This window comes from Bradyrhizobium yuanmingense (assembly GCF_025200905.1).
GTDB classification, from domain to species: Bacteria; Pseudomonadota; Alphaproteobacteria; order Rhizobiales; family Xanthobacteraceae; genus Bradyrhizobium; species Bradyrhizobium yuanmingense.
This window is the reverse complement of the sequence record NZ_CP104173.1, coordinates 1,406,335-1,425,860: the sequence shown is the minus strand read 5'-3', so window position 1 is coordinate 1,425,860 and position 19,526 is coordinate 1,406,335. Positions and strand designations below refer to the sequence as shown.

Annotated in this window: 16 protein-coding genes and 2 pseudogenes; 5 read left to right on the top strand and 13 right to left on the bottom strand. The window is 62.7% G+C overall.

What is annotated here, in order from left to right; genetic code table 11:
- Positions 1-90: 90 nt before the first annotated feature.
- The 3 genes from N2605_RS06685 to N2605_RS06675 form a co-directional block, all read right to left on the bottom strand.
- On the bottom strand, positions 91-531 hold the full coding sequence (locus N2605_RS06685; protein WP_311735360.1) for a DUF2285 domain-containing protein: 441 nt from the start codon (positions 529-531) through the stop codon (positions 91-93).
- A 136-nt stretch (positions 532-667) separates the two neighbouring features.
- Positions 668-862 (bottom strand): transcriptional regulator domain-containing protein, encoded by a 195-nt coding sequence (locus N2605_RS06680; protein WP_225158338.1) that lies wholly within the window; start codon positions 860-862, stop codon positions 668-670.
- Positions 863-1,027: 165 nt separating this feature from the next.
- Entirely contained in the window at positions 1,028-1,300 is a 273-nt protein-coding gene (locus tag N2605_RS06675; protein ID WP_225158337.1) for a DUF2285 domain-containing protein, read from the bottom strand.
- A 146-nt stretch (positions 1,301-1,446) separates the two neighbouring features.
- Here N2605_RS06675 and N2605_RS06670 point away from each other — a divergent pair, with 146 nt between their 5' ends.
- Positions 1,447-1,695, top strand: coding sequence for a helix-turn-helix domain-containing protein (locus tag N2605_RS06670; protein ID WP_172789211.1), 249 nt, complete (start codon positions 1,447-1,449; stop codon positions 1,693-1,695).
- Positions 1,696-1,797: 102 nt separating this feature from the next.
- On the opposite strand, the gene N2605_RS06665 is transcribed toward N2605_RS06670, so the two are convergent.
- The 7 genes from N2605_RS06665 to N2605_RS06635 form a co-directional block, all read right to left on the bottom strand.
- Complete coding sequence (locus tag N2605_RS06665; RefSeq protein ID WP_225158366.1) at positions 1,798-2,118, bottom strand: DUF736 domain-containing protein; 321 nt, start codon at positions 2,116-2,118, stop codon at positions 1,798-1,800.
- 576 nt (positions 2,119-2,694) lie between these two features.
- Positions 2,695-3,144, bottom strand: coding sequence for a hypothetical protein (locus N2605_RS06660; RefSeq protein ID WP_225158336.1), 450 nt, complete (start codon positions 3,142-3,144; stop codon positions 2,695-2,697).
- A 138-nt stretch (positions 3,145-3,282) separates the two neighbouring features.
- On the bottom strand, positions 3,283-4,206 hold the full coding sequence (locus N2605_RS06655; protein ID WP_260346137.1) for a DUF2493 domain-containing protein: 924 nt from the start codon (positions 4,204-4,206) through the stop codon (positions 3,283-3,285).
- 329 nt (positions 4,207-4,535) lie between these two features.
- On the bottom strand, positions 4,536-5,597 hold the full coding sequence (locus N2605_RS06650; protein ID WP_260346136.1) for a DUF7146 domain-containing protein: 1,062 nt from the start codon (positions 5,595-5,597) through the stop codon (positions 4,536-4,538).
- The gene (locus N2605_RS06645) at positions 5,597-9,913 is read right to left on the bottom strand and encodes a strawberry notch family protein (protein WP_260347420.1); all 4,317 of its coding nucleotides are present in this window, start codon (positions 9,911-9,913) and stop codon (positions 5,597-5,599) included. Before N2605_RS06645 ends, N2605_RS06650 begins: the two co-directional genes overlap by 1 nt.
- A 179-nt stretch (positions 9,914-10,092) precedes the next feature.
- The gene (locus N2605_RS06640; RefSeq protein WP_260346135.1) at positions 10,093-12,210 is read right to left on the bottom strand and encodes a ParB/RepB/Spo0J family partition protein; all 2,118 of its coding nucleotides are present in this window, start codon (positions 12,208-12,210) and stop codon (positions 10,093-10,095) included.
- A gap of 74 nt (positions 12,211-12,284) precedes the next feature.
- Positions 12,285-13,271, bottom strand: a complete 987-nt coding sequence (locus N2605_RS06635; protein WP_260346134.1) for an ArdC family protein — start codon at positions 13,269-13,271, stop codon at positions 12,285-12,287.
- 1,397 nt (positions 13,272-14,668) lie between these two features.
- On the opposite strand from N2605_RS06635, the gene N2605_RS06630 reads away from it, so the two are divergent.
- Entirely contained in the window at positions 14,669-14,947 is a 279-nt protein-coding gene (locus N2605_RS06630; RefSeq protein WP_260346133.1) for a hypothetical protein, read from the top strand.
- Positions 14,948-14,972: 25 nt separating this feature from the next.
- Here N2605_RS06630 and N2605_RS06625 read toward each other — a convergent pair whose 3' ends face one another.
- Positions 14,973-15,161, bottom strand: a complete 189-nt coding sequence (locus N2605_RS06625; protein ID WP_128931710.1) for a DUF3606 domain-containing protein — start codon at positions 15,159-15,161, stop codon at positions 14,973-14,975.
- Between the two features lie 105 nt (positions 15,162-15,266).
- On the opposite strand from N2605_RS06625, the gene ligD (N2605_RS06620) reads away from it, so the two are divergent.
- Positions 15,267-16,187, top strand: coding sequence for a non-homologous end-joining DNA ligase (ligD, locus tag N2605_RS06620; protein ID WP_260346132.1), 921 nt, complete (start codon positions 15,267-15,269; stop codon positions 16,185-16,187).
- A 351-nt stretch (positions 16,188-16,538) separates the two neighbouring features.
- On the top strand, positions 16,539-16,742 hold the full coding sequence (locus tag N2605_RS06615; RefSeq protein ID WP_260346131.1) for a hypothetical protein: 204 nt from the start codon (positions 16,539-16,541) through the stop codon (positions 16,740-16,742).
- 93 nt (positions 16,743-16,835) lie between these two features.
- On the opposite strand, the gene N2605_RS06610 is transcribed toward N2605_RS06615, so the two are convergent.
- Complete coding sequence (locus tag N2605_RS06610) at positions 16,836-17,438, bottom strand: cell envelope biogenesis protein TolA (protein ID WP_260346130.1); 603 nt, start codon at positions 17,436-17,438, stop codon at positions 16,836-16,838.
- Between the two features lie 140 nt (positions 17,439-17,578).
- On the opposite strand from N2605_RS06610, the pseudogene ligD (N2605_RS06605) reads away from it, so the two are divergent.
- Positions 17,579-18,525 (top strand): annotated as a pseudogene (gene ligD, locus N2605_RS06605) (non-homologous end-joining DNA ligase).
- A gap of 30 nt (positions 18,526-18,555) precedes the next feature.
- Here ligD (N2605_RS06605) and N2605_RS06600 read toward each other — a convergent pair.
- Positions 18,556-19,363, bottom strand: a pseudogene (locus N2605_RS06600) (ribonuclease HII).
- Between the last annotated feature and the right edge of the window lie 163 nt (positions 19,364-19,526).

Below are 19,526 nucleotides of genomic sequence, written 5' to 3'. Positions count from 1 at the left end.
GCGCGTGTGCGGTCATCATGGAGGAGCAAGATCTCGGAGGGGGATGCCGAAGTTTCAGGAGGCGATTTTCGGCACCCCTCCGGAGCGGCACTACTCGTCCTTGCGCCCGGGCCGCAGAAGTTTGCGGTAACCACCGCGCATCAACGTGAGGCCGCCTTGCACCAAGCGGATCGTTCGATTGCGCAGATCATGCGTCTTCCAGGCGCGATCGGGGATGCGCTTTTTGCCGAACAGTACTTCGGCGATGACGCGATAGCTTGCGCCCGCGCCGTGCGCGTCGAGCGCACGGATCGCAACCCTCAAGCGGTCACGCCGCTGTTTCGACAGTTGATGAAAGGCAGGACCTGGCGCGCGTCCATTCATCGCGCGCCACAGCCTGCGGGCTGCATAAGCACGCGCGTCGAAATCGCCGTCAAATGGCAGCTCAGCCGCATATGACGCGCCGAGCACTGGCGGCTCTTTGGACCAGACACGGTGATCCACTGCACCGATGCGCAGCACGGCGTGCCAGCCGTCGGCGGCGCGGCGCACCTGGCCAGCTGCAAGGTCAAGCAGCGGTTGAGACGCTGAACTGCTATCGGCAGCCCCGGCAACCTTGACCGGAACGACCGCCGCTAGAACCTCCGGCGCCCAAAAGATCGTCTGTTCGTCGAAGGACCTCTGCGGGTCATGGGCGAAAGCAGAGGCCCCACCTCCTCCTGAATTCTGGTGTTACTTCGCCATCGGGACTGCTGGCGATCATCGCCTCAAAGTCGCGCCGATAGTCCGCGTTACGACGGAGACATTCCCAGGCGATGTCGGTGATTTCGGCGTCTTGTAGGCTCTTGTAGGATTCCGGCGACCGCCAGTCGAATTCAGGCATTGCTTCCGCCCCATTGCACGCAGCTAACAAGGATTGCGGCGCAATAGGTATGAACGAGGCGGTTGTAGGAAGCCCCTAGTTTGGCACCACGTGGTGCACCGAAATGACCACCGGTTAGCAAAAGAAAATAGTTCTGCCTGCAAGTCGCCGGCCGGCGGTTTTCTTCTATTTTGAGCCGGTGCCGCGCAAGAGGCGTCCCCGCTCGGTCACCCATTTGGCGCGCGCGAGATGACTCTGATATACGCTCCGCGCACGGTCCGGCTCCCGCACCGGATCGATATGCAGCACCACTCGAGCGACTTCCATCCAGTCAGCCCCTTGGCTTTCGGCCTGCAGAAGGCGCATGTAGGTCACGACATGCTGCTCATCGTAGACAGTGAGAATTTGATCTGCAGGCGCAGCGTCGGCGACGTCTGGGTCGAGCGGCGGCTTCCTCATAAGACTCCACGCCTTAGTTTAGACAATTTCTAACACACGGTCAGGAAGGAGCAGAAGCGCCAAAATTGTCGCGGGAGCCGTCCGGATCGCGTTTTGTCGAGAATACTCCGTGGTGAAATACTCTTCAAGAACATGCCCTCTCGCGTATGGATATACGCGAGATACTTGCAATTAATTTGCGGAAGCTTCGGCAGGCCCGTGGCTTGTCACAGGAGGAATTGGCTCATCGTGCTGAAATCGACCGCACTTACATCAGCGCACTCGAGCGAAGCGTTTACGCGGCAGGTATCGACGTTGTCGATCGGCTGGCGCGCAGCCTTGGTGTCGAGGCAGCCGACCTGCTCACTCGCCCGTCCGCAAGCGCCAAGAAAAGGACGCGGGGACAGGCCGAATAATTGATGTCGAGCCGCTCGATCCGACGGCCCTTATCGCTTACTCATGCCCGGAAGAATGAGAAGCCCCGCCCGGCGGACCGGACGGGGCTTGGTGGGACGCTCTTACTCGCCGGTCTTGCGCGGCCGCGACCAGAGCAGGGTGTAGCCTTGACCGCCTTCGTCGTCGAACAGGTTCGCGTAGATCGGCGCGTTGAACGAGGGGTCATCGAGCTTGAGCGAAAGGTAGTCGCGGCCCTCTTCGGAGCGCTTCGACCAGGCCGCGCCGATCTCCGCGCGACCCACATAAATGCGGTGGCTGGGAGCGTTGTCGTTGGATCGGTTGGTCTCGGCGACGATACGGACGCCCTTGGCCTTCAGGCTCAGGGTCACGATCTCGCCCTGGAACTCGTTGCCAACCTTCTTGAAAGAACCGATGCTAGCCATGTCACTTCTCCTGTTGTGTTTCGAGCCCGCGACCACCGCGGCCTCGATGGCGATCTGCAGGCCGAGGACGATCGGCGACGCACCCACTCGGGCCGAAGTGCAGCGGAGGACGCCGTTGTGGCGACTTTCTTGCCTCGCGAGGAATGGGCGAAGCCCAGGGGAAGAAAGTCGCATCAACGGCGTTGCGGCTCAGACGATCGAGGCGAAGCCGGTCTTCGGCCAGATCAAGCCATCAATGAGGCCACGTGCGTCGCGTGCTGAACCACAATCTCTGGAGAAGGGTGGCTAACTCGGTTTTGATAAACAAGAGGTCGGAACGATTCAGCGCGGAAAGAGAAACAATCTCCTGCAAAGGGCGGCATCGTCTCCGAAGAACGGATCAGGTAACATCGCTCTGCCGCGGCTGCGTGGGCCAGACCGAATGCCGGCAGCTTGATCGAGAGTCCCGAGGAGGGACTGCCTCTCCCGCGCTCAAGTTTCGATCTCCCCAGTTCAACGCGCCGATCCTACACGCACCTGTTCGACGACGAAGGTGGTAAACGGACATCCTTCGGGCCATGCGGCCGTATGAACCGGTTAGGACGGGTTATCCACCACCCCGGCCGGCTCGAACGGGCCGGTCTTCGCCAAAACAATCAAGCGCGTCCATGACGTAACGCCAATGCAAACCGCGCCAAGGCAAGCGAAGACCTCACGCCACGCCAGCGAGTGCATCCCGATCTGTGACAGGGCGAACACCACATGATAGCCGGCGACGGCAGCGGGGACAGCAAATGCGGTCGCGATGGCGATGCGCAGGATCAACGACCGAGTAATGGCGACGGCGGCCTGACCGACGGCAAGCGTCAACGCGCCACCGGCTGTTCCGATGAGCAGCGCACCGACCACGCCGGCGCCATTCTGAAACGCCGTCATCCCGATACTCAGTGCGACAAAAAACGGCAAGGCAGACACAGCGAGCGCAAAGATCGCCCAGCAGAACAAGCCGATGCCGAGTGTGCTGAGAACAAGCCCAAGGGCAAGCATGGTGGTGGCTCCATGTGCATAGGTTTAGCAGTCGCGCCTTCCACCACCACCACGGCGCAACTTGGACATAGGGTCGAAACGAGGCGGAGTTGCGGCGCACGCAATCCGCTTTGATGGTCTGGAGCGAGGAGACGGCGCTCACGCGCCGCCGAACCTCCAGACGGGAATGCCGAGGCGCTTCGCTTTGTCCGCCAGGTTGTCCTGGATTCCCGTGCCGGGGAATTGCATGACGCCGATCGGCAGGAGTTCGAGCATGGCGTCGTTGCGCTTGAATGGGGCTGCCTTGGCGTGCTTTGTCCAGTCAGGCTTGAAGGCGATCTGAGGCACCTTGCGATTGGTCGCCCATTTGGAGGCGATAAGCTCCGGACCTTTGGGCGAGCCGCCATGGAGCAGGACCATGTCGGGATGCTTGGAGTAGACCTTGTCGAGGCGGTCCCAGATGAGGTGGTGGTCATTGAAGTCGAGCCCGCCGGTAAGTGCGATCTTCGGTCCTGCTGGCAACAAGACCTCGGTTTCAGCGCGACGCTTGGCTGCGATGAAGTCGCGGGAGTCGATCATTGCTGCGGTCAGCGTGCGGTGGTTCACCAGCGATCCCGATCGAGGGCGCCAGGATGATCCGGTGTGAGTCTCAAAGCGCCCGATGGCCTGGTCGCGGAAGAGCTCCAGGCAGTTACGGCGCTCTATCAGCGTGATCCCTTCGGCCGTTAGGCGCTCGAGTTCGACCGATCGGACTTCGGAGCCATTCTGCTCGCGCTGGCTCTTTTGCTGCGCCTGCTCGTTGTCGTCGAGATGGCGTTCGATGCGGTCGACGGCACGATGGAACAGGTTGACGGTCGACCAGAGCAGATCGCCTAGGTCCGGCTCGAGCCGCGTGTCGCTCAGTGTCGCAACCAGGGCGTCGAAGACATCGGCAACGGCGCCAGCGATCATCTTGCCGTCGGGAAGCGGTCGTGAGTCAGGCTGGTCGTCGAAGGGACGGTAGCCGAAGAGTTGTAGCTCGGTGAGGACGTGGTCAGTTGGAGAAGAGGCGTGCGGCGGTTCAATGTCGTCGTGGTCGGTCATTGGAGGGATCCTTTGCCGGATCGGCCGCGCCCATCGCGGCCTTCGTGGCGATCACTCAGACGGCGGGCGGAGCGGGCCAGAACCCGCAAGGGCCGAAGCGGCAGCGGAGGATGGCGGAGGCCGGCTATTTTGCTTCGCGATGCAAAGCGCGCCGGTTTGATGGCTGTTGTGTCTGCTCATCGCCGGCGCGCGGCGGAAAATAGCCGGGCGTAGCCATTGCCGGCCCGGTCCGGTTGCCGTCCGATCGCCCTCTAGAAGGCCGAGGTCGCCTCCTCTTCCGGCAATGGCCTCGTTATGACCGACCTATCAACGTCGATCGAAGCACCGGTCTATTCTGCGGCCACCGTCGACGAATGCAGGAAGCGGACGATGTCCTCTGGTACGAGTTGAAGCCGCAACTCTGCTCGGAGGGTCTCGAGACCGAAGATGTGCAGGTCTTCGTTGAAATCGCCCAGCCTGGGCGACAACGCAATCGTTTCAACGCCGACGGCTTTTGCACGCCGGGTGAGAGTAGCCTGCACGGCATCTCCGGCGGCATCTGCGTCGCGGGCGATATAGAGCCGACGCAGGCCAGACGGCAGCAACATGGCCGAGAGGTGATTGGCCGAGAGCGCTGCGGCCATAGGCAGAGTCGGCAGCACGTAACGCAATGAAAGCATGGTCTCGATTCCCTCGCCGGCGGCGAGCACGTCGTCCACCACGCCGAAGCGAACGGCGTTGCCGAGCAGGTTGCCCATGGCCCTGCGTGGCGTGTCGATCGGAGCCTTGCCGAGACGAGTGCGATCAAAGCCGTCTGGATCGAGCCAGGTTCGGTGCGCTCCGGTGATCCGCCCCTCAAGGTCGGTGACACGGGCAATCATCGCTGGCCAGGTTTCGGTCGGCGAATGCTCGTCCGGTCGATAGTAGCAACGAGGCTGGAAGCGCAGGCTGCCACCATGGTGGACAAGGGCTATTCCGCGACGCTGCAAATAGGTCTCGACCACCGTCCCCTCGATAGAGCTGGATATCGCAAAGAGCCGACGGGCGGCTTCCTGCGATCCAGCGGGCACCATCGAACGAACGGGTTTCGCGGCCAGCTGCGGCTCAAGACGAGGCAGCTTCAGAAACCGCCTCGCTTCCTCGGCGGCCTCGCTGAAGTCGCGCAAACCCCGGCATTCGCGGATGATGTCGAGGAGGTCGCCATGCTCGCCGGTCGCAGCGTCAGTCCACTTGCCAGCGGGGCCCTTAGGTGATTCCTGGAGCCGCACGAACATCGAGCGGCCCGGCGTGTTGTGGACGTCGCCGACCACCCAGTACCGCCCTGCCCGCTTGCCATTGGAGAGATAGTATCGGCACACGGCCTCGGCCTCGCGCGCGAGGCGGCGTGCCAGTTCGCAAGGCGCGGGGGACATCACGCGGCCTCCCGCTCGCTGATGCGCGCGACCGGGTAGGTGTCGAGTACCTTTGTCAGGATCCCGACGCCGCTTGCGTCCGTGGGCACGAACATCCGCAGCTTCCAGGAGATAATCTCTCCAAAGAGGCCGTATGCGCGTAGGCGATCGCGCATCGTGTCGTTGAATCCCGACAGCTCGATGCGGCAAGCGCCCATCACCCGGACGCGTCGAAGCTGGAGCCCGGCCGCGAGGTCGAGGACAGCGCGTCGCTCCATTACCGCTGCAAAGGCAGCGTCCGGCGACAGCGTGGGCGCGTCCGCCGAGATGGCGTTTGCGACCCACGCGGCAGAAACCTTGCGCCCGATGATGCGTTCGCCCGCATCGGTCTGGAGCCGATAGACGCGGGTCGATTCGTTCGGCAGCCGCTTCCAGATGGGTAGCAGCAGTCCCGCAACGACGTGGATCGTGCTTTCCGTGAACTCCGGCACCTCGGCAAGTTCCGCCAGCCAGGCAGCGGCAAAGCGCTCGCGATCCGCTTCAATCCAATGGCTCTCCACCATCATGTTCAAGGGGACCTGGTGCTGCTCCATAGGCCGGATCAGGCGGACGCGGCTCTCGATCTCGCCGTCGTCGAGCATGATGCTCGAGGCCGGGACCTGCACGGCCGCCCTGCCCGAGCGCTCGTTGATCAGCAGGACAGCATGACTAGAAAGACGAGCAAGGGCGTCATCCAAACCAACAGGATGGTTACGCTGGCGCTGGACGATGGTGAGCAGCCGGGTCTCGGCGCTGGTGCCCGGATGGACATAGATCGTCCGCCGGTCGGTGACGACAAAGCTTTCGGCGCGGAGCGTTTCCAGCCCGAGGTCGTAGGTGCCCGACGCGACAGCGCCCTCGATCCGAGCGGTCAAGAGCTGCTCGAAGGCGGTGAACAGGACATTCTGCAGGTCGATGGTGAGCGCCAATAACCTGTTCAGGAAGGTCGTGATCGGCGGCAGGTCATCCCTAAGGCCATTGATATCCGTCAGTTTCAGGCCGGTCGCATCCTCGAACCTATCGAGCGAGCAACCTTCGACCTTGCCTCGGACGAGCAGCGTGTAGAGTTGACGCAAAGCATCGCGCCCGTACTGACTTTCGAGATTGTCCTCCGGCCGGAATAGACCCTGCCCTCCGGTCTGGCGCTGGCCGCGCGTGATGGCCCCCAACGTGTCGAGCCGGCGGGCAATGGTGCTGAGAAATCGCTTTTCGGCCTTCACGTCGGTCGCGATCGGGCGAAACAGCGGCGGCTGCGCCTGATTGGTCCGGTTGGTTCGACCGAGACCCTGGATCGCAGCATCCGCCTTCCAGCCGGGTTCGAGCAGGTAATGAACCCGCAAGCGGCGATTCCGGGCCGACAACTCGGCGTGGTAGCTCCTCCCCGTGCCGCCCGCGTCGGAGAACACAAGGATGCGCTTGACGTCATCCATAAACGCCGAGGTCTCAGCGAGATTGGCTGAACCCGCGCGGTTCTCGACCACCAAGCGCTCGCCCTTTCGGATGACCCGTCGCGAGCGGCCAGTCACTTCGGCGACCGTGTCGGTGCCGAAGCGCTGCACGATTTGATCCAGCGCGCCGGGTACCGGAGGCAGCGAGGCGAGTTTCTCGATGAGGCGATCGCGGCGTGCGACGGCTTCGCGGCTCTCGACTGGCTGTCCGTTGCGATAGACAGGCCGAGAGCAGAGGTTGCCCTCAGAGTCGGTGAACGGCTCGTAGAGCTGGACCGGGAAGGAATGGGCGAGATAGTCGAGCACATACTCGCGCGGGGTGATATCGACCTGGACGTCGCCCCAATCCTCGGTCGAGATCTCGGCGAGCCGGCGCTCCATCAGCGCTTCGCCCGTTGAAACAATCTGGATGACAGCGGCATGGCCGGCGTCGAGATCGCGGTCGATCGATCGGATGAGCGACGGCGTCTTCATCGAGGTCAAAAGATGGCCGAAGAAGCGCTGCTTGGCGCTCTCGAAGGCGGATCGGGCCGCGGACTTTGCCTGCCCGTTCAGCGTTCCGGTTTCGCCGGTGATGTTGGCGGCCCGCATCGCAGCGTCGAGGTCGTTATGGATGACGCTGAACGCACTGGCATAGGCGTCGTAGATGCGGACCTGCTCCGGCGTAAGCTGGTGCTCGAGGAGCTCATACTCGACGCCCTCGTAAGAGAGCGAGCGGGCCGCGTAGAGGCCGAGCGCCTTGAGATCACGGGCCAGCACCTCCATCGCCGCGACCCCACCCTGCTCGATCGCTTCGACGAACTCGGCGCGCGTGGCGAATGGGAAGTCGGCGCCGCCCCAAAGGCCCAGGCGTTGGGCATAAGCGAGGTTGTGGACCGTGGTAGCGCCCGTCGCCGACACATAAACCACGCGAGCATTGGGCAGGGCGTGCTGGAGCCTCAGGCCCGCGCGCCCCTGCTGAGAGGCCGCCTGGTCGCCGCGCTTGCCCTTGCCGCCGACCGCATTCTGCATGGCATGGCTCTCGTCGAAGACGATCACTCCGTCGAAGTCGGAGCCCAACCATTCAACGATCTGACTTACGCGCGAAAGCTTCTCGCCACGCTCGTCGGTGCGTAGCGTGGCGTAGGTGGCAAAAAGGATGCCTTCCGAAAGCCGGATCGGTGTGCCCTGGCGAAACCGGGACAGTGGCGTAACAAGCAGCCGCTCCATGCCGAGCGCGGACCAGTCGCGCTGCGCATCTTCGATCAGCTTGTCGGATTTGCTGATCCAGACAGCACGGCGGCGGCCCTTGAGCCAATTGTCGAGCAGGATGCCGGCGACCTGCCGTCCCTTGCCCGCACCGGTCCCATCACCCAAGAACCAGCCGCGGCGAAAGCGGACGGCATCTTCTGCGTCGTCGCGCGCGGCGGCCACAAGGTCAAAGGCCGCATCGACGGTCCAGGAGCCCGCGAGAAATTCGGAATGCGCCTCGCCGGCATAAATAACGCTCTCGATCTGGGCATCCGACAGAACTCCGTCTGCGACCAGGCTTGAACGCAGATGCGGACGATAGGAGGGCTTCGGTGGCGCAACGGAGGCCATCGCCGCGGACTGCACGAGCTTGGTCGGATGTGCGCATGATCCCGGAATACGGATCGACTGCAATCCGTACGCCTCATACAGCGCATCGGTGAGGCGGGCGCCTTCCGGCGGCGACCATTCGACGGTCTCGTACGCAAGTTCCACACCTTCCGGCGCGCTCCGCGCATTCGACGAGGGGCTTGGTGCAATGGCGCCGGCCGATCGGAGCATCGCAGGGCGCCTAACGATGTCGGCCACGACCGGCACTGCGACGGGCAGCCTCGCTGGCACATACTGGGTCACCCAATTGAGCAACGTGGCGACATCGCCGGCCATGCCTTGCGAGGCGGGAAAAGCCTTCGGATCGGCGGCGGGCCACTTGTCGATTACGAGCAGCCTCGTGTCCGTCTGAGTGCCGTGCTTGGCGTAGACGGCGCCGTCGATTGCGGCAGAGAACACGACCCGTCCGCGCTCCTGGAGGCGAACAAAGGCCTCCAGCCACGCCGGGTTATCCGGCGCAAGGCCTGCGCCAGCGATGGCGACGAGTCGCCCACCGTCGCAAAGACGCGCGAGTGAGGACGCAATGTGCCGGATAGCCGCGTCCGCCATCCGTCGATCGACGTTCGCTACCACGGAGAACGGCGGGTTCATCAGAACGACGCTCGGTACAGCGCTCGCGTCGAGATGATCATCGATCTGCGCGGCGTCGAACCGCGTGACCTCAACGTTGGCAAACAAATGATCGAGCATCGCCGCGCGGCCTTCGGCCAGCTCGTTCAACACCAGAGAGCCGCCGGCGAGCTCGGCAAGGATGGCGAGCAAGCCGGTCCCGGCGGATGGCTCCAGAACGCGATCGGCAGGCGTAATACCGGCTGCGGTGCATGCGGCCAGTCCAAGCGAGATCGGCGTCGAGAATTGCTGCAGCGCCTGACTGTCTTCGGAACGCCGCGTATGGGTCGGCAGACAGCTCGCAATTCTCGCGAGCATTGGCAGCATGGCAGCCGTCGAGCCAGCCTTGGCGCGCATGGCCGGACCGAACTTGCGAAGGAAGAGAACGGTTGCCGCCTCGCAGACGTCATACGCGGTCTTCCAGTTCCAGGCGCCGGCCGCATCCGAGGCGCCGAAGGCCGCTTGCATGGCGCTACGCAGGACGGCGGCATCGATGCGACGGCCGCGTTCGAGCTCGGTCAGGAGCTGTCGGGCGGCTTTGATAGCAGCAGAGGTGAGAGTAGCAGCGGCACGCATCGAGAGCGGCGCTGCGGCAGCGCCGCCCGCGAGAGATTCGGTCATGACAGGATTCTTTCGGAGAGCGGGAACGGGTCGAACCATCAGGCGCTCTCCTTTGACCCGACGGCTCAAACCCTTCCCGGCCCTGCTCTCCCTCTCAGCCCTCGCCCATAAAAATGGGGACCGGCGTTACACACTGGTCCCAAGCAACTGCGGGATGGCCGGAGCCATCCCGTTCTGTGTCACTCAGCCGCGTCGAGCTGTTGCGGGTCGTCCTCGCCGGCGTTCTCCCGATCCTCATCATCGGCAAGGAATTCGGGCAGCGGGCCTGCTTCGCCTTCCTGCGCCACGGGCGCCGCATCGGGATCGACGAGGCGCAGCGGCTCCGGCAACCAGCCTGAGCCGTCCAGAAGGCGCTCGGCCTCCTTGGCCATGTCGGCCTTCTTCAGGTGGTCGATCAACTGCGCGGAAGATTCGCCCTTTGCTTCTCGCACGGCCTCCAGAATGCGCGGCTTGGTGACCCGGCCAAGATAGTTGTCGACGGTGGGTCGCCAACCGGCCTGCACCATGTCGAGCCCGACCGCGCGCGCGAGCACGTTTGCCTGGTCGAGACGCGTGCGGACCCCGTGGGCGGAGACACGGCCTTGGTTGTAGCGGTTGGCCGACTCGTAGAGAGCGTTGACCGCAAATGACGCACAGTGAGCGAACAGGGACGCCTGCGCGGCGCCATCGAGGGCCGTGAGCGCATCCCAGAGATCGTTCTCGCTCTTCGGCAACCGCGATTTCCAGGATTCATGCCGCGCCTCGACGGCCTTCGCGGACGCGCTCTCCCGCAGGCCGGGCGCTTGAGCGGAAAAGGTCGGCGTGCGAAGTCCAATCTCAAGGGAGCTCCCAGTCGACGAGAATCGGTAAAAGGCCGTCAGCACGAAGTTGTGCAGCACCGCCTGGAACGCGATCGCGGGATTTTCTGCCAGCGCATCGCGCAATGCCAGGGTCCGATGCGCCGTCAGTTCGGTGATCAGCCGATCCGGCAGAAGCCTGGCCACGTCCTCATCATCCTCTTCGGCATCAGGAGCGCCACCTGCGACTGCGATGATCGAGCGCTGAACTGAAATGCCAGGCTCCTGCCCATCAGTCGACGACACGTCGGCGTCCTGCCCGACATCAGGATCAGCTGCCGGCACCTCGTCCTCCGGCCGGACGTAACCCCGGTCCACGGCGAGGCGTCCTTCGGAATCGATGCTGATGAAGACACCCGCTCGTGCGATCTCCGTCGCTTCGTAAAGCATCGGCCGGTCTTCGAATGCCGCCAGTGCCGCCTCGATTTCGCCGAGACGCTGGTCGATTTCGTCGGGCAGCTCGTCGGCATCCTGGTAATCGGTTTCAAGCTTGGCTTGCTCGGCGTTCAGGGCATCAATGGTGGCCCGCTCCTCGGGCGAAAGATCGATAGGTTTGCCTTCGATTCTGCGGAGGCCTTGAGCGTGACCATAGGAGAACTCTACGGCGACTGAGATCCACTTCCAACCTTCGGCAGCAATCATCTCAGCTTCGGCTCTGAGCTTTTCGGTTACGAGGCGGTCGAGCAACACGACGTCCTGAAGCCAGCCGCCGTCGTCGTGCTCGAACAAATCCCGCAGGACGCCGCCACCCGCGTGCTGATAGGCATCGAGGCCCACAAACTGCGCCCGGCGATCGGACCCGCGCACGGTGTTCTCGGTGAGCAGCCGGCGGATCTGGTAAGGCTCGTCATAACCGGAACGGCTTACGTTCTGCCAGACTTGCTCCTGACGGTCGTGATCGGCCGTGACCGAGAACGCCATGAGCTGCTCGAGAGTCATGCCGTCTTCGGCATAGACCTCATGCAGCTTCGGCGACACCGACGCCAGCCGCAGCCGCTGCTTCACGATCGCCGGGTTCACGAAATGGCGCGCGGCGATGTCTTCCTCGCTCATGCCGAGATCGCGGAGTGTCTGGAAGGCCCGAAACTGATCAAGCGGATGCAGGCCGACCCGCTCATCGTTCTCCGCCACCGAATCGTCCGCGGCGATGCCCCCTTCACGCACAACGCACGGCACCGCCTGCGTCTTTGACATGCGTTTTTGTTTCACCAGGAGCTCGAGAGCCCGATAGCGCCTGCCGCCTGCCGGCACCTCGAACATGCCGGTCTCGTTGCCATTTGCATCAACGACGGCCCGGACGCTCAGACTTTGCAGAAGCGTACGCTGCGCGATGCTCTCGGCTAGCTGCTCGATCGAGACACCGGCCTTGACGCGGCGAACGTTCGACTGGCTGAGCACGAGCTTGTTGAAGGGAATGTCCCGGGAAGGCGACAGCGTGATCTTTTGTGCGGCTTTCGTCATTTCGGCTCTCCACGACGGGCGGCCGTGAGACTCTCTCTCGGCTTCCAACCCGTCGCGAACAGCCTTCCCTCCTCTCACTCTCGCGCGAGGCCGAGCATCACGCCGGCTCGCGATCGGCGACAAGCCGAATCCAGCGACGCGGGCTCAACGGACCTGGGAATGAAGCCGAGCAAATAGTCCGCGGCCTTGCTCGCCTGCGAGGCGGCCCGCACGATGGCCCGATTGTCTTCGCGCAGGACTTCAAGCCAGGAGCCGATATAATCGGCATGGCGCACGGTCGGGACGATCCCGAGCGACGCGCAGCTGAACGCGGAACTCAACTCGGCGACCAGTTCTTCGAAGGCATACTTCTTCGTACCGTAGGATCCGCTCTGGTCGCGGTTGAGGCGCGAGGGATGCCCAGTTGCATGACCGAGTTCATGCAAGGCCGTGCGGTGCCAGTTGATGGGTTCGAAATAGGCCTGCGGCGGCGGGACCTGAACATAGTCTTCGGCTGTGGCATAGAATGCGCGATCTCCACCGATCCGGAATGAAATTCCGCTGCCCTTGATCAGAGCGTCGACCGTGGGTGCGATGAGGCCAGCCGGCGGTCGCGGCGCAGCGGTGGCAATCTCGTCAGGCAGATCTGCGCACTGATCGACGTTGAAAACGGTAAATCGTTTTAGGAATGGTATCGCCTGCGCGTCTTCACCGGTCTCGGCGGCGCGCCGCTTTTCGTCATTCGGCACGAAACGATCAGCGTAGACAACCGTGGTGCCACGCGCTCCCTTGCGAACGTGGCCGCCAAGCGAGAGCGCCTGACGGAATGTGAGCCAACTTTGTCCGGTGAATCCGCGTTCGATCACGGCGCCCCAGAGGATGAGGATGTTGACGCCGCTGTATTGCCGGTTAGTCGATGCATTTTTCGGCATCGCCAGCGGCGCTTTCGCCGCGGCAGTACCCCAGGGCTGAACCCAGGGGACGCGTCCGGCCTCAAGCTCGGCGATGATCTTGTCGGTGATTTCGCTATAGAGGGTTGCCCGGTCCTGGCCGGCGCGCGCGCGAGCAGTAGTGTTTGACATCGCGGGTCTCCGCGACGGGCGCCGCGAGTCTCTCTCGCAACTTCTAACCCGTCACGGAAAAACCAGCCTGCACTCTTACTCTCAGCCCTTGCGCCATGTACCGAGGGCCTCATTCGCGATCAGGCGTGCGCCCAAGGGCGCATCGCCGCAACGGAAAATGGCACCCGGAGAGCGTGAGCATAGCGACCCGAAGGGGCACGCGGGTCCGAGTGCAGCGACGAGACCGGTTCAATAGCGGCACCCGGGAACGGGGCAGTGATAGCGATCGCCGCAGGCGAGCCCCTTTCCCGAGTGCCCCCGGCGAGGAGCACCAAAGCTCTAGCGCGAGGGGTCGAAGCCGCAAGGCCGAGACGCTGCGCGGCTCGGTTCACGAGAGCCCGGTGCGGCCCTGGCCGCACGCGCCAAAACCTGAGCGAACGTGATGCAGGCAATGAATACGAGAACCGCCCGACATTTTCACAGAGTCTCACAATTATGGAAGAGAGGCCTGTAGGCGGAGCGACAGCGAAGACCCCTCGCGGACGCGGAAAAGGCACCCGCAGGAGGGTCAGCATAGCGCCGACGCGTAGCGGCGGGGCCCGGGACCGAGTGCAGTCGCGAGACCGGTTAAGAAGGCACCCGACCCGAAGGGCAGTGATAGCGACGCCGGCGTGCAATGACGGCGGGCCCGAGGGCGAGTGCCTCCGGCGAGCGACTCAATGCGGATTTACGTCTGCTTGGTATCAATTTTGCTTTTGTGATATCGTCTCACTCGTGTGCATGTCTATGCACGGCGTGGGCATGTTCACTGAGAGCCAATTCTTACAGAGGACGACATGGCCAAGAAAGCGAAGAAGGCGAAGAAGACCGCGAAGGCAGCTACCAAGAAGGTGGCAAAGAAGACTTCAAAGAAAAAGAAGTAGTCGTATCGGCTGCTGATATATTGCCGCCTCCGGGTCGGAACCCGGACGAAGAGCGAGACCTCCCAAAGGATATGAAGCGTCCTTTGCAGCCGTTTGGTATCGCGACGCGCTAAGATAAGGCCGGACCTTTGTGCAGGTGGCTGCTGCGTAAAGGTCCGGTTTTTCGTTTCTGCCCAACGAGGGCGTGATCTGGTCGTGCGCGAGGGATCGAAGCCGCAAGGCCGAGACGCTGCGCGGCTCGGTTCACGAGAGCCCGGTGCGGCGACAGCCGCACGCGCTGATCGGACAAGGAGCAATCACCTGAGCTCGGACGTCTGAAGTATTGGAAAAATGGTTTCTTCAGTTCGTTCTTGCCCACCCCTAGCACCTCGCCAAGCTGAAAATTCAGCCTTCGAAAAACCACGAGATCCCACGATCCCGAATCCCAGTCGTGTGTTAGCGATGGGGAACGTCTGCGGGACTAAACGATTCGTCCCAGCGTGGGAGAACCTTTCAATGCTGATGACCAAGCAGAGACGGCCGGCGATACGGACGCTGCGGGGATGGGCGATCCACGTCCTCCAGGAAGCGGGCGCCATCCGCGAGTGCGAGGAGCACAGTTGGATGCAGGACCGCGCCGATCCGCATGCACGAGAGCGCGCCTTCAATATTGCTCGTCAGGATCCGCCAGCAGACGTGTCCCGTGACGTAGCGGAAGCCGCGATTCGTGACGTGCTGGACTCGATTGGTGATACCTGCCCAGAATGCCCACCTGACGAGGAGGAGCGGCGCTAAAGCTTCGACGCCAGCCCGTCCCTACTCAGCGGCCTAGCCGCTTCTCTACCCGCTTGCGCGCGTTGCCAACCTTTTTGACGGCCTTTTTCACCGCCGGTGCCGACCTTCCGGTCTTCTTCGCCTCGTACTGCACCTCGTAGTCCTGCCCGCCGGCCACCCGTGCCCGGTCCTGCTTTCGTCCGCGGGACGTCTTCGACTTCTTCGCTGCCGCCATGGATACCTCCTGTTCGTGGCGTCGAGGCAACGCAACAAGGATTCGCCGGTTCCGGAACGATTCGAACTGTGCCAATTTGAATCGCCTGTAGCGTGGAGTTCTTCAGTGGCGTTTCAGCGTAAAATGCCGGCGGCTATTGGCGTCAAGGCGCCCTTCCCCGGCTTTATCGAACCGGCCCTGGCCACCTCGATCGAGAAGGTGCCATCCGGAGAGCGCTGGATTCACGAAATCAAGTTCGACGGCTACCGTGTTCAGGTCCATCTGGCCAACGAGACTGCGAAGATCTTCACCCGGCGCGGCCACGATTGGACGCATCGCTTCCGGAAGGTCGCTCACGATGCCTGGCGGATCAAGGCGAACTCGGCGGTGGTGGACGGCGAGATCGTGGTACCTGCCGCCGACGGCACGACCGATTTCTCGGTTCTGCAGAACGAGCTCAAGGGCAAGTCGAAGAGCATCGTGCTCGTAGCGTTCGATCTGCTCTATCTGAACGGCCGAGATATCCGGAAGCTACCGCTCTTTCAGCGCAAAGCCGAACTCAAGAAGATCCTGAGCGGCACCGACATCCAGTTCAGCGAAAGCTTCGAGATAGACGGCCGCGAGATATTCGCGCACGCCTGCAAGCTCGGCCTCGAAGGCGTCGTCTCGAAGGTCCGGGGCAGCGCCTATCCAACGGGACGCACGAATGATTGGGTCAAAAAGACCTGCGTACAGCGTGAGACGCTGACCATTGCCGGCTTCGCACTCGATGGGACGAAGTGGGACGGCATCTACGTCGGCCGACGCAAGGGCAACGATCTGGTCTACGCCGGCAAAGTCGACCACGGCTTCGACAAGGTCTCGGCCGCCGATCTGCAGAAACGGCTTAAACCCCTCATCCGAAAGACCCAGCCTTATACCAAGCGCATCGGTCACAAGGGCATCTGGGTCGAACCCAAGCTTCTGGCCGAGATCGAGTATCGCGCGAAATCGGCAGAGGGGAAAGTCCGCCATCCATTTTTCAGGGGGCTTCGGGAGGATCTGTAATGGACGCCTTTGACCGCTTCTGGGAGTGGGCGGAAAAGCCGCTCGATAGTCCGCTAACGATCCCTGCGGAGCTCCATCGAGCGGTGATGGAGCTGTCTCCGGAGAACAGGCGGGACCGCGCGAAGGTCAATGAGTCCGCAGCGCGGGCGGCTTACGACCGATAGTTACAAGCGATTGCCCAGTCTGAGCATGCCTGCTCGAGACGCGCCATTCAACATTGTCCAGCTCGAATTGGACAGTGTCCGAATTCGCGAAACGGAGTATGATCTGGTCATCACCGGAGAAGGCAGTGGCCGCGGGCACCGGTGGCTGAGAGACCAATCGCGCTCCCGCCTGCAGCAGGAGCCACCAATGTCTCATGATTCCGAACGTGTCATACTTGCGCGTCGCCATGTTGCCAAAGGACGCCAGATCGTCGAAAGGCAGCAACGGATGGTCGGCAATGGCGGTGGAAACACCGCGGAAGCTCTGAAGCTCCTGGCGCTCTTTGAAGCAACGCAGAATATCTTCGAGGATGATCTCGAACGCATCTTGCGGGAAGAGCGCAACGGCTAAGACTGGATACCTGGCAGTCTAGATTGGCGATTTCCGATCTCGGCGGCAAAGCAGGCGCATTTCCTGAGACTCGGGATGGTCACACTTCGAGAACTAAACTCGCGCCCGTCGTAACGCGGCTTCCACCCGGGCCTTCTCCTTTTCCCAACGTGCTTCCTCGTCCCGCGCGAGCTCCTCAAGAACCTCAAGCTGTTGTTGGATGTCAGCCGCCTTTTCTTCGTGCGTGCGACGGGCCGCGTCCAAGACACCTTGCGCCTTGTCGACGGCGAGCTGCCGTCGCTCGCGTTCCTTCTGCCGGGCGGCCTCTTCCTTGGCACGTTCGCGCTCCCGCCGCTGCTGCTCCTTCTCGAAAGCAAATGCAGCCTTCCGGTCGGCCGCATCGTTGTGGGCCCGCTTGGAAGGCTTCCGTGGTTGACGGCGGCCTGTCTTCTTTGAGCTGCCACTGGCAAGGTCGGTAGGTAACTCCGCATGCTCCCTGAATGGCCCGTTGGAGCCGACGGGTCTCTTCAGAACGACGCCCGGCGCATCCCTAGTCGCCTCGATGACGTCCGGATCGTCGCTTTCCTTCGCCGCGCCCTGGTGGAAGAGATTGCTGTTGGCGCCCCAGGCTTCGAGGGCCGCTTTCATGGAAGGAGCGGCGATCGCCAGATCGAAGAAGCCCAGCGAAGTCTGAAAGGTTTTCAGTTTTCTCGCCATCGGTCTGATCCGCCCTCCTCAATCGAGCGTCAACGTCGCATGCTACGGAGCCTGCGGAACACGACGCGGCCCCGAAGCGTTCCCTAATCCTTGAAGGACGTCCATGCATTTCGCAACGTGCTCTTAAGGATTGGCCTCGAATGAGCCGGACGTCGACCCTGCCTAAGAGCCTGCAGCCGATGCTCGCTACGCTCACCGACGCGCCGTTCGACGATCCCGGCTGGGTTTTCGAGGACAAGTATGACGGCTTCCGGATGATCGCGGAAATCCGGCGAGGCAAGGTTGCGCTCTACAGCCGAAATGGCAAGATCATCAGCCGCAGCTATATCGAGGTCGCCAAAGCGCTGGAGGGCGCGAAGGGCGATGCCGTGATCGACGGGGAACTCGTCGCGATCGGAAAGGACGGCGTCTCGCATTTCCAGTTGCTTCAAAACGCGCTGCGCCATGAGGCGAAGCTCCTGTATTGCGCCTTCGACCTCATGTTCGCAGACGGCGAGGACCTGCGCGCGCTGCCGCTCCTCGAGCGCAAGAAGCGGCTCAAGGCCATCCTTCCGCGCCACAAGCTCATCGCGTTCAGCAATCACCGCAAATGCAGGGGAACGAAGTTCTTCGCAGATGCCGAGCGGAGACATCTCGAAGGCATCATGGCCAAGCGCGCCGATAGCCCGTACGCGTCCGGACGCCGGACCGCCGACTGGCTGAAGGTGAAGACCGCGCAGCGGCAAGAGGTCGTGATCGCCGGCTTCACCGCGCCGAAGCGAACCCGGCCTTTCTTCGGCGCTCTCGTCCTCGCAGTACGCGAAGGGGATGCATGGCGGTACATCGGCCACGTCGGCACCGGATTCAGCCACCAGGTTCTCGAGAGCTTCACGGCAAGCTCGTGAGGCTCAAAACCGCCAAGTCACCGTTCCCTGCCAAGGTGAAGGATGAGCAGGTCACGACGTGGGTGGGTCCTGCGTTGGTCGCAGAAGTGAAGTTCGCGGAGTGGACCAGCAACGGCGAGCTGCGCCAGCCGGTCTATCTCGCGCTGCGGTCCGACAAAAACGCAAAGGACGTCGTTCGCGAAAAGAACTGGTCGCGAAAATAATGTCGGCGAGACCAGCCGTACGACCTGGAGTCAGCCGGCGGGTCGCTCGGATGCCGAAGGCCAGGGCGGCAGGGGTGGCAACCCGAGAACCTTACGAACGGGTCCAAACGACCGCCGGTGAGCTGCGCATGCGCCAAACCTGGCGAGCGCCTCGGTAGCCCTTGTGATCCGCGAAGCCATAGCCGGGGTGTCGCACGTCGAGCGTCCGCATGACGGCGTCGCGCTCGACTTTCGCGAGGATGGAGGCGGCCGCGATGCTGGCGGACTTGGCGTCGCCTTTGATGATGGCCTGCTGAGGAATATCGATCTCCTTCAACCGCTTCGCATCGATCAGCAAGTGCTGCGGCGTCAAGCCTAGCTCCCGGACCGCACGCTGCATAGCCTGAATGCCCGCCCAATAGATGTTGATCGCGTCGATCTCCTCGACCTCGACGAACGCCACAGACCAACACTCCGCCTTTTCCTTGATCTCCTTCGCGAGTTCTTCGCGAGCCGCAGCGTCGAGTTTTTTCGAGTCGTCGATTCCGACTATCCGCGTGCCCGGTTTCAGGATCACGGCGCCAGCGGAGAACGGCCCGGCGAGAGGGCTCATTCCGGCCTCGTCCACACCTGCCACGGCGGCATGGCCACTTTCCCAGAGCGAGGTCTCGAAGCGGAGCATCTTGCGAAGCCGCTGTCCTTCGGACCTATTCTCGAAGCGGCGTTTGTCGATCGCAGCCAGGATGGCACGCGCTCCGGCACGGGTGTCGGCCCGCAAGATCAGCTCGACGCTGGCCTCGAGCGGTCTTTTCTCGACGACATAGCGCTGACGCAATACATCGAGTGAGTACTGGGACATTACGGCCTTCGTGAAGATTGACTGTGGGGGAGCATGTCAGTGAACTTTATGGCGATTGTCTGAAGTAGCTATACAGCCTCACCGACCGCGCAACGCCCTCTCAAAAAGGAACCCGGCCAGCTCTCCCGCGCGGGTTCGGCCTCCATTTCCTCGCTATATTGTC